Here is a 15,164-nt window from a genome sequence, read left to right as displayed (position 1 = left end):
AGTTACTGACTGCATATCCAGAGTCAGCCGCGGTTAAGTTCATACATCGCCATATTCACCGCAGTGGCAAGATTCAGCGATTCAATTGCGCCATTGCCGGTGATTGTAAATGGCGCCACATCAAACTCGCTTAATGCGTCTTGCGGAACACCACGGGCTTCATTACCGAACAGGTAACAATCAAACTGACTGAAAGACGGTTCGCTCAGCGCTGCACCGTGCATATCCAATGTCGCAATGCGTGGGTAACGTTGTTGCAGCTGCTCCAGAGTGACGTCTTGCTCAATATCAACATGGAAGATTGCCCCCATGCTGGAACGCACTACTTTAGGGTTAAACGGATCGACACTGCCCGGGCTGAGAATACACTTATAGCCGCCAAACCAACCTAACGTGCGTAAAATCGTCCCCAGATTTCCCGGATCCTGTACTTCGTATAAATAGATCGATTTGCTGGTTGATTGCACGTCTTTTTCATCGTCGGACAAAGGAAACGGAACAACCGCAATAATGCCTTGTGGCGACTTGGTGTCTGAAATGGCGGCCATTTTTTTGCTGCTGATCAGCGTCTTTTTGAAACGAGTCGGCCACTCCTGATAATTCTCAGTGACCAGAATTTCGCAATGATCGAGCGACGTTTTTTCCAGCTCCAGAATCAGGTGCTCGCCTTCCACCAGGTAATGACCGAACTGGGTGCGATACTTTTTCTGATGCAGTTTTTTGATGTCGTCGAGTTTCATGGAAGCAGCTGTCTGGTTGCGAGCCAGTCATTGTACCTCGCGTTAGCGTCTGTCCAAAGCCCATAAAAAAGCCGGAGCAGATGCTCCGGCTTAAGGCGGCTGAGCCGCAACCACTAAAATCGCTAACGGAACCATAGGAGAGTGTGCGTTAGCCAGGCCACTATAATTGCCTGGCTCGGAGTGTCCTACCCTAATATCAAGGGGGGAATCGTTAAGCAGGTACTGATCTTGTGTTGCTTTTTTTGCCTAAAGAGACAATTAAAGTGGAGTGAATTCAATAATAATGATACTCATGCATCCTCAAACTTATCCCTAAAACAGAGGGGGAGGGGACAAATGGAAATGGTACAAAGCAGGAACGCTTTTATGCTCAAGAATCAGGCGTTGATTGAACTTTTGTTCTCCGCCAATCAGAGTATTAATGGCTGGCAAACGTTCTTGCAGGCGTTTGTCGCAGAGTTTCAGCTGAATTCCTGCCATCTTTACGCCTATCACAGCGAAACCATGGATATCCGTTTTCAGGAGTGGGCTGGGGTTAAACCCAATGAAGAGTTTTACCAATCTTATGTGGAAGAATTCATCCATATAGACCCTCTGCAGCTGGCACTGGATTTCTGGCCCGAACAGCGATTTTATTCCACCAGTCTGCACAAACCCGTTGATCAGAGAAAATACGACCGATTTTTTAAATATTGGTGTACTCCTCAGGGAATGATTGCCGGTTCTGCCTGTGCAATCTCCCGTAATAAGCAATGGACGTTTGCTATCAACCATACCCGAAACAATGCTGCTGGGCATTACACCGAAGAAGATATTGGCCGTATGGATGCCTTAGCGCCGTATCTGAAAAAAGCGCTGGATTTGAGGGTGAAAATTGCTGAGCAGGAGAAAAACTCGGTCAGATTAAAACAGGTCATGGACCGCATGCCTTTACCGGTTGCATTATTTAATGAGTTTGGGGAGCTGATCACGGTTAACGCAGCAATGCAGAATAATCTGATAGATCAGCAGTTGTTTTCTTTTGATAAAAACAATCAGCTCGATTTTGGTGAGCCTCAGCGTAACCAGGATATGTACGTTAATATCACTGAGCGGGTTTGTGCCACTAAGGGTTTAAGTCTGGTGTATCAACCAGACGATGTATTGTTACCGGTTAATGATCAGCAGTCCTATTACCTGCATGCAGAAGAAGTTCTGCAACACGATGAAGAGTCGCTGGAATGTTTTGTGGGAGTGATGGTGTATGCCATTTCAAATTTCAACCACCAATTACCTCGTGCGGAAGTATTGCAGCAAATGTTTGGTTTTACCGCTGCCGAGTGTGACTGTTGTCTGGCACTGTGCAGTGGCATGCCGCTGAAACATATTGCGGATGAATATCGTAAAAGCCTGCATACCGTTAAGGAGCAGCTTTCTAATTGTTATCAGAAAGCCGCTGTAAAAGGTCAGCTTGAGCTGGTTAATCTGATCCGGGCCATGCCAGTCGCCTAATTTACTGCTGGCTGTGGCCCGGTGCTGTTGTTCTTGTTGCTATGCGGATCGCGCTTGTATTTGCCCAGTGCCAACAAGAGTGGAATTAAAATCAGTGTAATCGGTGTCGCGAACAACTCTCCAAACACCAATGAGACAGCTGCTGGTTTTAAATATTGCGCCTGTTCCGATGTTTCCATTAATAAAGGCAATAAACCACAAACTGTTGTAACGGTTGTCAGAAAAATAGCTCGCAAGCGGCTTCGGCCGGCATCGATTAACGCATCTTTTACCGACATTCCCTGTTCGTGGTAGTTCTGATTGAAGCGTGTCATTAAAACCAGAGAGTCGTTAATGACCACACCTGTCATCGCCATCATGCCAAACAGCGATAAGATACTGACTGGCAGTCCCATCAGGCCATGGCCATAAATTGCACCAGCATAGCCAAAGGGAATAACCGACATAATAATAAAAGGTTGATAGTAAGACTTCAGTGGCACGGCCAGCAAAACGTAAATCAGTAATAAGGTCAGAATCATGGCCTTTTTGAAACCACCTTTTACTTCGCTGATTTCTTCAAATTCACCTGCGGCTTTAATTTTTACTCCGGGATATTGGCGTTCAAGCTGCGGAATAATGTCTTTCTTCAGTTCAGCTAACACCTCTTCCGGCGCTGCCACATCCCGGTTCTGACGCCAATAAATACTGACGACTCCTTCGCGGTTACGTCGATACAGTACCTGAGCTTCACGGGTGAACTGAATGTCTGCAATTTCTCCCAGCGATACATATTTATTTTCACCAACCTGTACGGGAGTTGCATGTAGCTGTTCCTGAGTGCGTCGCAGATTTTCTGGTAAGCGTAATTGAATTCGGGTTTCTTCACCCTTATATAGCAGGCGCTGCACTTCCAGATTACCGAATGCACCGCCAACGATCAGTGCCAGATCAGCTTGTGTGAGTCCCAGTTGCCGACCTTGCTGGTTGATAGTTAAGCGCAACTGCCGCTGACCACCCTGACTGTCGTCATACACATCGTTAACACCGGTTTGCTGTTCTAACAAAGGTTTTAATTGTTGTGCTACCCGGCGAGACAGTTCCCGGTCGCGGGAGGTGATGGATAATACGGTGCCGCCAGCGGGCTCATCCGCTGCGGTGAATTTACTTGAATAAGCACCTTCGATAACACCGGCGTTGGATTGCCAGCGTTTTAACAGCTCATTGGCCGGTATGGTTGATAATGCTTCTGTTGTCAGCTCTGCTACTACTTCAATGGATTCGGCGGCCTCGGTGTATACAAAGGCGCGCTCAATCGCGGAAGAGGATAAATCAAAATCCTGCTGCAATGACTCGTCAGTCACTTTTAATGCTCGTTCTAATTGAGCGCTGCCTTTTATCGCCAGTGGTGCCGGAGCATCCAGGTTCATGGTGACTTTTACCTGGGCGAAACGGCCAGGAATTTCCGGGAAAAATGCAGCTTTAATGGTGCCGTGACTCCATAAACCGTAGGCCAATACCATAAAGCTGACGAACAACATCAGTACTGCCGTTTTGTTATGCAACGAAAAGCGCAGAGCTGGCAGATAATACTTATCACCAAAATGGTCGAGTGCACCAAGGCATGCCATTCTTGCCCGATTAATAATTCGGCTTAATTTATTGTCTTTGCCCTCTCTGGAATGGGCGAGGTGTGCGGGTAGAATAAATTTACTTTCCACCAGAGAGAAAATCAGCGCGAGAATAACAATGGCGGAAAACCCGGCCAATACCTGCGCCAGTTCATTTTTAATCCACAGCATGGGAGAAAAAGCGGCGATGGTTGTCAGCACACCAAAAACAGTTGCGGTGGCAACAGCCTCCACGCCACTGCGTGCAGCATCTCGCGGATTAGCGATTTTCCCTCTGGCGGTATGAATGCTTTCACCAACGACCACTGCATCATCAACTAATACCCCCAAAACCAGAATCATGCCGAACAAGGTGATGTCATTAATGGTGTAATTCAATGGCCCCATTAACCACAGAGCACCGGCCAGAGACACGGGAATACCAACTGCCACCCAAAACGCCAGTTTGATATTCAGGAACAGCCCGAGCAACAGCAAAACAATTAATAACCCCTGCCATGCGTTGTTACCTAAACGGTTAAGCTGATCTTTAATATAGGGGGCCATATCCGCCATGGCGTCGAGCTCGACGTTTGCAGGCAGCGCTGGCTTAACCTGTTTAAAGACCTGCTGAATCGCCTCACTGACGTGTAACAGGTTATCCTTACGGCTGGTGGACACCAGAATCGCAGCTGCAGGTTTGCCCTGATAACGAACAACCGAATCTTCCTGATTAAAACCACGTTTAATCTCTGCAATATCTTTTAAATAAACCGTGCCTTCCTGGGTGTTAATAACCGGTAAATTGCGCAGTTTGAGTAACGTATCGGCGGTCATATCGCTGCGCAGCACCAGTGTCCCCTGTGCGGTTTTCAGTTCACCACTGCGATATTCCAGTGACCACTGCTTAATACGCTGATTTAAGCCACTGATATTAAGATTATATTGACGTAATTTTTCCGGGTCCGGCTCAATAGTTAACAGTTGGCGGGAGTCGGCCAGATTGGTTACCTGAGAAATTTCCGGGTGCGCTTTTAATGCCTGAACGGTGCGAATTGCAGACTGCTTTAACGTGTTGCTATCAACATCACCATAGACCACCACGTATGCTGCCAGATTAGTGAATTCATCACGCACGACCTGTGGTCGTTCTGCTGCCAGTGGAAAGCCCTGAATAACATTCACTTTATTACGAATATCATCTAGTAAGCGGCTCAGATCAGTATCGGTCGTTTTTTTAACGGTAACGCTGGATAAGCCAGGCTGAGATATCGAGGTAATCTTTTCAATGCCGGGGATGGAGCTGATGGCATCTTCAACTCGTTGGGTAATACTCTCGTCGACCTGAGCAGCGGTGCCACCTGGATAAACCACATTAATATTAATCCGGCTCGGTGGAATCTGAGGGAAGCTTTCCACCCGAATAGTACCAATCGACAAAATACCTCCGGCGAGGATCATTACCATCAGTAAGTTGGCAGCAACCGGGTTATCGATAAACCAATTGGTTAACCACTTCATTGCACCGCCTCCACTGAGGTTGGTTGTGGCATAACCTGTTGGCCATTTATCATTGAGCCCAGAGGGTAGAGTACAACCTGGCGCGGTTGCTGTGGTTGTTGTTTAAAGCGCACAACCACCTGCTCAACACTTTGAGCCAGCAGTTCAACTTCTTCCTGCTGTAACAGGTTTTGTGCGTTTACACTCCAGATATTGCCGTCTTCAGTCAGTACCGACGCCGGTGCAACAAATACCTGTTGTTGTTCATTGCCGTTAAAGGTCAGGTCAACCTGGGTGTCCGGTAATAGTGGCAGTTGCTGTTGTTGCGGCTGATACGGTGAATCAACTTTAACAATCAGGCTGCGTTGACGTGTGCTTTTTTCCCGTACCGGGCTGATGTAACGCACTTTGCCCTGCCATTGTTCACCGTTATTGGTGGCGACTGAAACTGCGTTGCCATTGCTGAGCTGCGGTAATTGCGCCCAATCGCTCTCTGGCATTTCAACTTTGATATCGATTGAGTCGCTGGCCGCAATCACAAACGTTTCACTGCTTGTTGGCAGCCACTGACCCGGTGTAACCAGGCGTTGCAGAATAATCGCTGCGAAAGGCGCGTGAATTTCTGTGTCTTTTAATCTTTGCTGGGCATTTTTTAATTCACTAGTGGCTGCTTTAACATCGGCCTGTGCCGATGCCACTTGTGGTTCATAGCGCGCATAAGGTGTTCGCAGCTTGCCACCCGAGCGCTGAGCGACCGTTTGTTCGTGCAGCGTTTTTTCCAGGTTTAATTGCGCATTGGCCAGGCGACTGCGGGCGCTGTCGAGTTGTGCCTGATACTGGCTGTCCTGAATTTTTAATAATAACTGACCATCGTTTACCAATACGCCTGGTTCAAGGCGGGCAGACAATTCACTGATACGGCCATCCACCGCAGCCACTAATCGGGTTGGCCAGCGTGCCTGCGTAATACCACTGGCGTTGACCTGAACCTGGTAATTTTGTGGTTGTAATGGCACGACGGAAACCGGCAGCAGAATAGTTTCTTTTTGAACTTTGGTTTCCGGTTCGGGCACCATTAACACCAGCCAGGCCAGCACCAGAATAAAAATCAGAATCGACGAATAAAGCCATTTGCGGCTGGCTGGTGCTGCAGACATAGTGATGATTCTCCTGCTGTTGGAGTGATGAATATCAAAGCGATGTGGTCAGTTCAGGTTGTTAGTTTAGGCGTTGAGCCTGAACCTTAACTGAAGCCGTTCAGGCGCTGGCTGATCTCTTTCAGGCGTGACAAGGTTTGTAACGCCATCGGTAATGCAATGGCTGCTTCGGCGTATTCCCATGAATAGCTGATGATGGAAAACAGCTTGCCGGGTGTGGTGTCTTCCATCGATGCACACAGCCACAAATTGAAAATAATAAAGCCACCAATCATGGTGAAAATCAGGCCGTAAAGAATGGCGTCGCTGTCAGATAAGCGGATTTCATGCTGACGCAGCGCCCGCAAGTGAGAAACCAGTCCCCCCGGAGATTTGCCGTTGAGGATATTTACCTGACGTTCTACCTGGCTGTTGAGTGCGCTGTTTAAACGGAAAAATCGCGAATGAAAACAGGCATAAAGTGCGATCATGCTGACCAGTAAAATACCTGCGGACATGGCCAGGCGAGCATCAAAAAATGCCAGGATAATTAACGAGACAACCAGCTGAATAACTGCTGTAAATAGTTCAGGCACATCATTTTCGAGAAAGTCGACCAGTTCGCGTGCCATATCCAGACGTGCACTGCGAACAGAGACTTCTTCGTTGTGATGGCGTTTATCAACTTCGGCACCGAGGCGTACCCTGATCGAACCATAGGCACGGGTGTCGTAAACTCTGCGTCCGACGGAAATCAGAATCAGCGCAAAAAACACCACGGCAAGATTCAGTAATTCGTCGTATTTCTGCTGCAATAAACCGTCGATAGCAAATCCAATTAATAACGGAATTAAAGCCAGTAACGCATTTTCAATCACAACTAATAGCCAGGTAATACCGATCTGACGTGGGAAGTGGCGTAATAACAGCAATAACCCGATAGGGCCGGACAATACCCGTGACGACATAAAAACTGCTCCTGCGATAAAGGTCAGCAGTTATCAGAATAAGGGAATTTAATGACGCTGACGTGTCCATAATTGGGGTATTTTTGCGGGTATAAAATGCAACAGTCTTTCTTGCACCCGTGTTTGTATTTTTCAGGCAGAAAACAGCTGCTTGGAGGACGGTTTATTTCTGATGTTGTTGCAGAGCCCAGTCGATATGCTGGCGGACCAGTTCGGTGGAAGTTGATCTGGCTTTTTCTAAGGCATCAACCACTTCCAGGCTGGTTGGTGCATTGCCCAGGGCCACGGCGATGTTACGTTGCCAGTTCTCAAAGCCGGTGCGACGGATTGGCATGCCTTCGGTACGTTTCAGGAAGGTGGCTTCATCCCAGGCAAATAGTTCCAGCAAGGTGGCTTTGTCCAACTGGTGGCGAGGTGAGAAATCCTGTTCGGCAGTGGTTTTGCTGAAGCGATTCCAGGGGCAACCAATCTGGCAATCGTCACAGCCAAAAATGCGGTTGCCAATGCCTTTGCGCAACTCCATGGGAATCGGGCCGTCGAGTTCAATGGTCAGATAAGAAATGCACTTACGTGCGTCGAGTACGTGTGGGCCAACAAACGCCTGAGTCGGGCAGATATCCAGACAAGAGGTACAACGACCACAATGCTCTTTCTGGTAGCTGTCGTCCGTTGGTAGTGGCAAATCGGTCAGGATTTCTCCGAGGAAAAAATACGAGCCGGCTTTGCGATTAATCAGCATGGTGTTTTTGCCAATCCAGCCCAGCCCGGCTTTATTGGCCAATGCCCGTTCCAGTAACGGCGCACTGTCGACAAAAGCGCGATAGCTTATGTCCTGCTGTTGGTTCACAGCTTCAATCGCCTGCTGAATCTTTTTACCCAACTGTGTCAGGCGCTTGCGAATTAGCTTGTGATAGTCACGGCCGAGTGCATAACGGGAAATGTAGGCATTGTTTTTGTTCTGCAGCTGACTGGTCAGTTCAATCTCCGGAGCGAGATAATCCATCCGCAGACTGATCACGCGGATGCTGCCGGGTTGCAGCTCGTCCGGACGCGAGCGCATGTTGCCATGATCAGCCATATAGCCCATCTCACCGTGGTAGCCCTGTTGTAACCACTGCTGCAAACGTTGCTCGTGCTCGCCGAGATCGACATCGGTAATCCCAAGCTGCTGAAAGCCCAGTTCCTGAGCCCATTGCTCGATCTGCTCACGCAGGTTTGAAGCAACAGTAAAATGGGGTAAATCTGAGGTCATGGGCAGGACTTGAAAGGTACTTGTCGATATAATTCCGGCAAATTTACCACATTGAAGGCTAAGCAGGGATGAACCGACCTTACTCAGCAAAAGATCATTTACCCGGCGAACTTTACAGCGCCGCTCAGGTAAGGGAGCTGGATGCTCTGGCGATCGCTCAGATTCATCAGGAAAGCGGCGATGACGGCGGCTTTGAGCTGATGTCCCGCGCTGCTGAAGCAGCGTTTGCCTGCATGCTGGAGCGCTGGCCGGAGGAAGGGTCGGTCTGTGTCTTTGCCGGGCCGGGCAATAATGGTGGTGATGCCTATGTGCTGGCAGCACTGGCCTGTCATCACGGTCTGGATGTTGTGTTTTATACCTTGGGCGATCACAGCCAGATGTCAGCGACGGCCAGTAAAGCGCGCGAGATGGCGCTGGAAGCAGGTGTTGAGCCGCAGGCTTTCCGCGACGAGCTGGTGTACGAAGGCAGTGTCATTATTGATGGTCTTTTAGGAACTGGCCTGAACAAAGCAGTCGAGGGTGAGTATGCCCAGGCGATTGCTGCCATGAATGCTCATCTGGCGGATGTGTTATCCCTCGATTTACCATCAGGCCTGAATGCAGATTCCGGCCAGATCATGGGCAGTGCGGTTGAAGCCAGCCTGACGGTGACTTTTATTGGTGTGAAGCAGGGCCTGCTAACTTCCGATGGCCCGGATGTCTCTGGTGAAGTGGCGTTTGCTTCTCTGGCAATAGACCCTCTGATTTACCATCAGGAACCGGCGAACTGTGAACGCATCAGTTGGGATCGGTTGGAGCGTCTGGGGCAGCGCTTGTCAGCCCGTCGTGGTAACTCACACAAAGGCGAGTTTGGTCATGTCATGGTGGTGGGTGGTGATCACGGTATGGGTGGCGCTGTTGCGATGGCGGTTGAAGCCGCCGGTCGTTGTGGTTCCGGGCTAATCCGTTGTGCCACCCGCAGCGAACACGTGACTCCAATACTGGTGCGTCGTCCGGAAGCCATGGTACGTGCGGTTGAGTCCGGACTGGAGCTACAACCGCTGCTAGAAAAAAGCACGGTAATTGCCTGTGGCCCGGGTCTGGGTCAGAGCAGCTGGTCTGAACTTTTGCTGCAGCAGGTATTACATGCGGAATCGCCCATGGTGCTGGATGCGGATGGTCTGAATCTGCTGGCATCACCGGGCTGGAAGCGCAGCTTTGCCGAGCGTGATGTGATTATTACCCCGCATCCGGGTGAAGCTGCACGGTTACTGGGTACCAGTATTGAGCAGGTGCAGGCGGATCGTTTTACCGCCGCCCGCCAGCTGGCTCAGGATTATGACGCGATTGTGGTGTTGAAAGGCCAGGGAACGCTGATCGCAACACCAGAGGGCAAAGTTGCCCTGTGCACAGACGGCAACCCTGGTATGGCCTGTGGTGGTATGGGGGATGTATTAACCGGCGTAATTGCTGCTTTGCTGGCCCAGGGAATGTCGACCTGGCAGGCGGCTCGTTACGGTGTGTGTATTCATAGTGGCGCGGCTGATCTGGCTGCGGCAGCGAATGGTCAGCGTGGTTTGCTGGCCACTGATTTAATGCCTTATTTAAGAGAGTTAATGAACTGATGTGTTCCGATGAGAAGAATCATTCCTCTGCCATTGAGTTAACCGGCGAGCCGGAAATGCTGGCTTATGCCGCCAGGGTGGCAGAGTTTTTAAGGCAGCAGCAATTAACCGATGCTGGCCTGGTGATTTTTCTCGAAGGCACATTAGGCGCAGGTAAAACCACGTTCTCCCGCGGTCTGGTGCAGGGTTTAGGCCATCAGGGGGCGGTAAAAAGCCCGACCTACACTCTGGTCGAAGATTACGCTCTGGAGGGTGTGAAAGTCTGTCACTTTGATTTGTATCGCCTGGCTGATCCGGAAGAACTCGAATTTATGGGAATTCGCGATTATCTCAGCGATGGGGCATTATGCCTGATCGAATGGGCCGATAAGGGGCGGGGCATTTTACCCGCCGCTGATCTGGTATTGAGCATTGATGATCTGGGTGAGAGTCGCCGGTTAACCTGGCAGCCAGACTCTGACCGGGCACAAAGCTGGGCCGCTGAACTGAATTCGCTGTGACGGCAACACACCTTAGTTAACGAAGTTATGATGGTACGTCTGTTTTTCATTTTGACGATGATGATGTCAGCCCTGACTCAGGCTGATGTCAAAGACGTGCGTGTCTGGCAATCTCCGGACAAAACCCGTCTGGTATTTGATCTGACGGAACCTTCCGAACATAAAATCTTTACCCTGAGTAATCCGGATCGGGTTGTAATTGATCTGATGGCGGCCAAAAGTCTGAAAAACGTCGCAGAAATTGACGTTAAGGGCACCAACGTCAAAGCCATTCGTACCGGCAAGCGCAATAAAAAAGACCTGCGTATTGTGCTGGATGTCAGTCAGGCGTTGTCACCAAAAAGTTTCCCGTTAAAACCCAATAAAAAATACCCGTTTCATCGACTGGTTGTAGACCTGGAAAATAAGCAGGCGATTAAAGCGGTTGCTGCTCCGGTCAAACACATCAAACAAAGCGGTTCGTCTAAACGCAATATTATTATTGCGATTGATGCCGGCCACGGTGGTGAAGATCCGGGAGCTATTGGCCCGGGCCGAATTTATGAAAAACGCATCGTTCTGGCGATTGCCAGGCAGCTGGAAAAATTACTGAAAAAAGAACCGGGCTTTCAGCCATTTATGGTGCGTACCGGCGATTATTATATTGGTTTGCGTGAACGTACCGCGAAAGCACGAAAAGCCAATGCGGACTTCTTTGTATCGATTCACGCAGACGCTTTTAAACATCCAAGTGCCCACGGTTCATCGGTGTTTGTTTTATCGGAACGTGGTGCAACCAGTGAGGCCGCTCGCTGGCTGGCGGATAAAGAAAATGAGTCGGATTTAATTGGTGGCGTCAGCCTGGAAGATAAAGAAGATCATCTGGCGATGACTTTGCTGGATTTATCGATGACGGCCAAACGTAATTCCAGTGTGCAAATTGGTGCCGGTATTCTCAAGCAGATGGGCAAAGTATCGCGCTTGCATAAAAAGCAAGTAGAAGAGGCTGCGTTTGTAGTGCTTAAAGCGCCGGATATGCCCGCCTTATTAGTGGAAACCGGTTTTATTTCTAACCCGGGTGAAGCAAAAAAACTGGCTGGCCGCAGCTACCAGAAAAAAATGGCCAAGGCGATTTTCAGCGGTATTAGATCCTATTTTAAAAGCCATCCGCCGCGTGGCACCCTGCTGGCATCTTCTCATGGTAAAAGCAGCGCGGTTGATAACTGGCAATCTGTCTCTGGCAAGAATTACACAAAACCCGGCCACCGTACTTATGTGGTCCGTCGTGGCGATACCTTATCGGCGATCGCGGTAAAAAACCGTGTGGCTATGTCGAGAATTCGCCGCCTGAATAAATTAAAGTCTGACAACGTCTGGGTCGGACAAAAACTGAAGATCCCAACTTCATGACATCCCGTATTCATTTATTATCGCCACGCCTGGCGAACCAGATCGCCGCCGGTGAGGTGGTTGAGCGCCCGGCGAATATCGTAAAAGAGTTGGTGGAAAATTCACTCGATGCGGGTGCCGATCGTATTGAAATCGACGCCGAGCAAGGTGGCGTCAAGTTATTGCGTATTCGCGATAACGGCCATGGCATCAGTAAAGATGATTTGCCACTGGCACTGAGTCGTCACGCTACCAGTAAAATTATTACTCTCGATGATCTGGAAGCTGTGGGTAGTTTGGGTTTCCGTGGTGAAGCCCTGGCCAGTATCAGTTCGGTGACCCGCCTGACGTTAAGCTCGCGGGAAAAAGACGCGGAAGAAGCCTGGCAGGTGACGGCTGAAGGTCGCGATATGGTCGCCAGTGTGTCGCCGTCAGCGCACCCGGTGGGCACTACCATTGAAGTGCGTGATCTGTTCTTTAATACTCCGGCACGACGTAAATTTTTACGTACCGAAAAGACTGAGTTCTCCCATCTGGAGGAAACGGTTAAGCGCCTGGCATTAAGTCGTTACGATGTTGGGTTTACCTTGCGCCATAACGGTAAGGTGATTCACTCGTTACGTCCGGCAACCCGACCGATCGATCGCGAAAAGCGGGTCGCGCAATTATTAAATCCAACCTTTATGGATAGTGCAGTTCATATTGAACGCGAAGCGGCTGGGCTGACTTTGCAGGGCTGGGTTGGGCTGCCAACCTTCTCGCGCTCTCAGGCCGATATGCAATATTTCTTTGTGAATGGCCGGGTGGTACGCGACAAGCTGGTGGTGCATGCCATTAAACAAGCTTATCGCGATGTGTTGTATCACGGTCGCCAGCCGGCATTTGTTCTGTACCTATGGTTGGATCCTAAGTTGGTTGATGTGAACGTGCATCCAACTAAACACGAAGTACGTTTCCGTGATGGTCGTCTGGTACACGATTACTTATTCCGTACGTTACACAAAGCGCTGGCGGATGTGCGCCCGGATGCACAGCTGCCGCCAGGTGGTCGCCTGGACGATGGCGTACAAACAAGTCAGAGCTTAACGCAACAAAATGCTCCGGCCAGTGGCGTGGAAGCCGGTGAGTTCAGCGAACAGACCCGGTTAAACTGGCAAGCGGCGCCAGCACAAACCGCGGGTCTCCAGAGTAATAACTATCAGGCGCTTCAGAGCGCAAGTCAGGCCAATCAAGGTGTCAGTCAGAATGCAGTCGCTGAACAGCTGCAGGCTTATCAGGCGATGTCGCAACCATTGGCTGGAGCGGTTAATAACCCCGAGCAAATGAATAACTTTGCGCCACAGCCATTACCGGAATCTGATGGTGAAGATATGCCGCCGCTGGGTTTTGCTATTGCCCAGCTGCACGGTATTTACATCCTGGCGCAGAACGCCATGGGGATGGTGGTGGTGGATATGCACGCCGCCCATGAGCGAATCACCTATGAGCGCTTAAAAGTGGCTCTCGACGAACAGGGTGTGCAAAGCCAGCCGTTATTGGTACCGGAAACCCTGGCCGTCAGCGAACGTGAAGCGGATGCCGCTGAGCAGCACGCCGAAGAGTTTCGCCATTTGGGTGTGGAGATTGCCCGGGCAGGTCCGGAGAGCATTTTAATTCGCCAGATTCCGGTGTTGTTGCAGCAGGCCAATGTCGCTCAGTTAATTACCGATATGTTGTCGGATTTGATGGAGCACGGCAGTTCTGATCGGATTCTGGCATTCCGCAATGAAGTGTTATCGACCATGGCTTGTCATGGTTCCGTGCGCGCGAATCGCAAATTAACCCTGCCGGAAATGAATGCTTTATTACGAGATATGGAAGCGACTGAACGCAGTGGCCAGTGTAATCATGGTCGTCCGACCTGGACGCAAATGACTATGCCTGAGTTAGACAAGTTATTCCTGAGAGGCAGATGATGAGCGACAACCGAAACACACTGCCTCCGGCGATTTTTTTAATGGGGCCAACCGCCTCTGGTAAAACTGCCCTGGCACTGGAGTTAGTGGAAAAGTATCCATGCGAAATTATCAGCGTTGATTCAGCGCTGGTGTACAAAGGCATGGATATTGGCACCGCTAAGCCAGATGCTGAGATGCTGAAGCGGGCGCCGCACCGTTTAATCGACTTGATTGATCCGGCTGAAAGTTACTCTGCGGCAAACTTCCGCGAAGATGCATTGCGCGAAATGGCGGAAATTACTGCTGCCGGAAAGGTGCCACTGCTGGTGGGCGGCACCATGATGTATTTTAAATTTCTGCGCGACGGTGCTGCTGAGCTGCCTAAAGCAGACGCTGCCGTACGTGAAAAATTAGTCGCTGAAGCCGAACAGTTTGGCTGGCCACATATGCACAATAAGCTGGCGGAGATTGATCCTGAATCGGCGGCGCGACTTAAGCCGATGGACTCTCAGCGGATCGAGCGCGCGCTGGAGGTGTATGAAATCTCCGGTAAAACCATGAGTCAGTTCTGGGCTGAGCAGCAGAGCCAGCCGTTGCCCTACCATGTGGTGAGCCTGGCGGTATGTCCACCGGAACGTAAACAGTTGCATGAACGCATTGCTATTCGCTTTAAGCAGATGCTGCGCGAAGGTTTTATCGATGAGATGCGAACTTTGTTTCAGCGAGAGGATCTCAATCCCTCATTACCATCGATTCGCGCTGTAGGTTATCGCCAGGCCTGGGATTATCTGGAAGGTAATTGTACCTACGAGGAAATGGAGGAGAGGGGCATAATTGCGACCCGTCAGCTGGCAAAACGTCAGATCACCTGGTTGCGTAGTTGGCCCGATTTGCACTGGTTGGACACAAATGATCCAAAACTTCTGCAAAGTGCCTTGAAAATCCTTGAAGCGAACGCCATATTTAGCGCATCGTCCTGATTTATCTGCTTACATTATAACTAAGCCCGATGTCAGAGCGGTATGGGGCATTTTTTTATTCGGTCGTCCCCACATTGGACGACACCTTCAATTTCAAGG

Annotated in this window: 11 protein-coding genes; 6 read left to right on the top strand and 5 right to left on the bottom strand. The window is 50.0% G+C overall.

The annotated features are described in order from the left end of the window. Positions 1–23: 23 nt before the first annotated feature. Complete coding sequence (locus ACOQOZ_RS11910) at positions 24–740, bottom strand: TrmH family RNA methyltransferase (protein WP_420588389.1); 717 nt, start codon at positions 738–740, stop codon at positions 24–26. Positions 741–1,106: 366 nt separating this feature from the next. Between ACOQOZ_RS11910 and ACOQOZ_RS11905 the strand changes: the two genes are divergently transcribed. Continuing rightward, positions 1,107–2,231 carry a helix-turn-helix transcriptional regulator gene (locus tag ACOQOZ_RS11905; RefSeq protein ID WP_420588388.1) on the top strand — a complete coding sequence of 375 codons (1,125 nt, stop codon included), beginning with the start codon at positions 1,107–1,109 and terminating at the stop codon, positions 2,229–2,231. Here ACOQOZ_RS11905 and ACOQOZ_RS11900 read toward each other — a convergent pair. From ACOQOZ_RS11900 to queG, 4 genes are all read right to left on the bottom strand, one after another. Beyond that, positions 2,228–5,341 (bottom strand): efflux RND transporter permease subunit, encoded by a 3,114-nt coding sequence (locus ACOQOZ_RS11900; protein WP_420588387.1) that lies wholly within the window; start codon positions 5,339–5,341, stop codon positions 2,228–2,230. The two genes, ACOQOZ_RS11905 and ACOQOZ_RS11900, sit on opposite strands and share 4 nt — an antisense overlap. Then, positions 5,338–6,477 carry an efflux RND transporter periplasmic adaptor subunit gene (locus ACOQOZ_RS11895; RefSeq protein WP_420588386.1) on the bottom strand — a complete coding sequence of 380 codons (1,140 nt, stop codon included), beginning with the start codon at positions 6,475–6,477 and terminating at the stop codon, positions 5,338–5,340. The genes ACOQOZ_RS11900 and ACOQOZ_RS11895 overlap by 4 nt, the downstream gene beginning before the upstream one ends. Before the next feature lie 86 nt (positions 6,478–6,563). Then, positions 6,564–7,424 carry an ABC transporter six-transmembrane domain-containing protein gene (locus tag ACOQOZ_RS11890; RefSeq protein WP_420588385.1) on the bottom strand — a complete coding sequence of 287 codons (861 nt, stop codon included), beginning with the start codon at positions 7,422–7,424 and terminating at the stop codon, positions 6,564–6,566. A gap of 163 nt (positions 7,425–7,587) precedes the next feature. Then, positions 7,588–8,676 (bottom strand): tRNA epoxyqueuosine(34) reductase QueG, encoded by a 1,089-nt coding sequence (queG, locus tag ACOQOZ_RS11885; protein WP_420588384.1) that lies wholly within the window; start codon positions 8,674–8,676, stop codon positions 7,588–7,590. 68 nt (positions 8,677–8,744) lie between these two features. Between queG and ACOQOZ_RS11880 the strand changes: the two genes are divergently transcribed. The 5 genes from ACOQOZ_RS11880 to miaA are packed head-to-tail and all read left to right on the top strand — an operon-like array spanning position 8,745 to position 15,065. Next, positions 8,745–10,280: an NAD(P)H-hydrate dehydratase gene (locus tag ACOQOZ_RS11880; RefSeq protein ID WP_420588383.1), complete on the top strand. Its 1,536-nt coding sequence runs from the start codon at positions 8,745–8,747 to the stop codon at positions 10,278–10,280. After that, positions 10,280–10,780 (top strand): tRNA (adenosine(37)-N6)-threonylcarbamoyltransferase complex ATPase subunit type 1 TsaE, encoded by a 501-nt coding sequence (gene tsaE / locus ACOQOZ_RS11875; protein WP_420588382.1) that lies wholly within the window; start codon positions 10,280–10,282, stop codon positions 10,778–10,780. Before ACOQOZ_RS11880 ends, tsaE begins: the two co-directional genes overlap by 1 nt. Before the next feature lie 27 nt (positions 10,781–10,807). Further along, on the top strand, positions 10,808–12,169 hold the full coding sequence (locus tag ACOQOZ_RS11870) for an N-acetylmuramoyl-L-alanine amidase (protein ID WP_420588381.1): 1,362 nt from the start codon (positions 10,808–10,810) through the stop codon (positions 12,167–12,169). Continuing rightward, positions 12,166–14,103 (top strand): DNA mismatch repair endonuclease MutL, encoded by a 1,938-nt coding sequence (mutL, locus tag ACOQOZ_RS11865; RefSeq protein ID WP_420588380.1) that lies wholly within the window; start codon positions 12,166–12,168, stop codon positions 14,101–14,103. Before ACOQOZ_RS11870 ends, mutL begins: the two co-directional genes overlap by 4 nt. Further along, on the top strand, positions 14,100–15,065 hold the full coding sequence (miaA, locus tag ACOQOZ_RS11860) for a tRNA (adenosine(37)-N6)-dimethylallyltransferase MiaA (protein WP_420588379.1): 966 nt from the start codon (positions 14,100–14,102) through the stop codon (positions 15,063–15,065). Before mutL ends, miaA begins: the two co-directional genes overlap by 4 nt. The last annotated feature ends 99 nt before the right edge of the window (positions 15,066–15,164 follow it).

The organism is Bacterioplanoides sp. (assembly GCF_965219715.1).
GTDB lineage: Bacteria > Pseudomonadota > Gammaproteobacteria > Pseudomonadales > Oceanobacteraceae > Bacterioplanoides.
The sequence above is the reverse complement of the archived record's forward strand: the minus strand, read 5'-3'. Positions and strand labels throughout refer to the sequence as shown.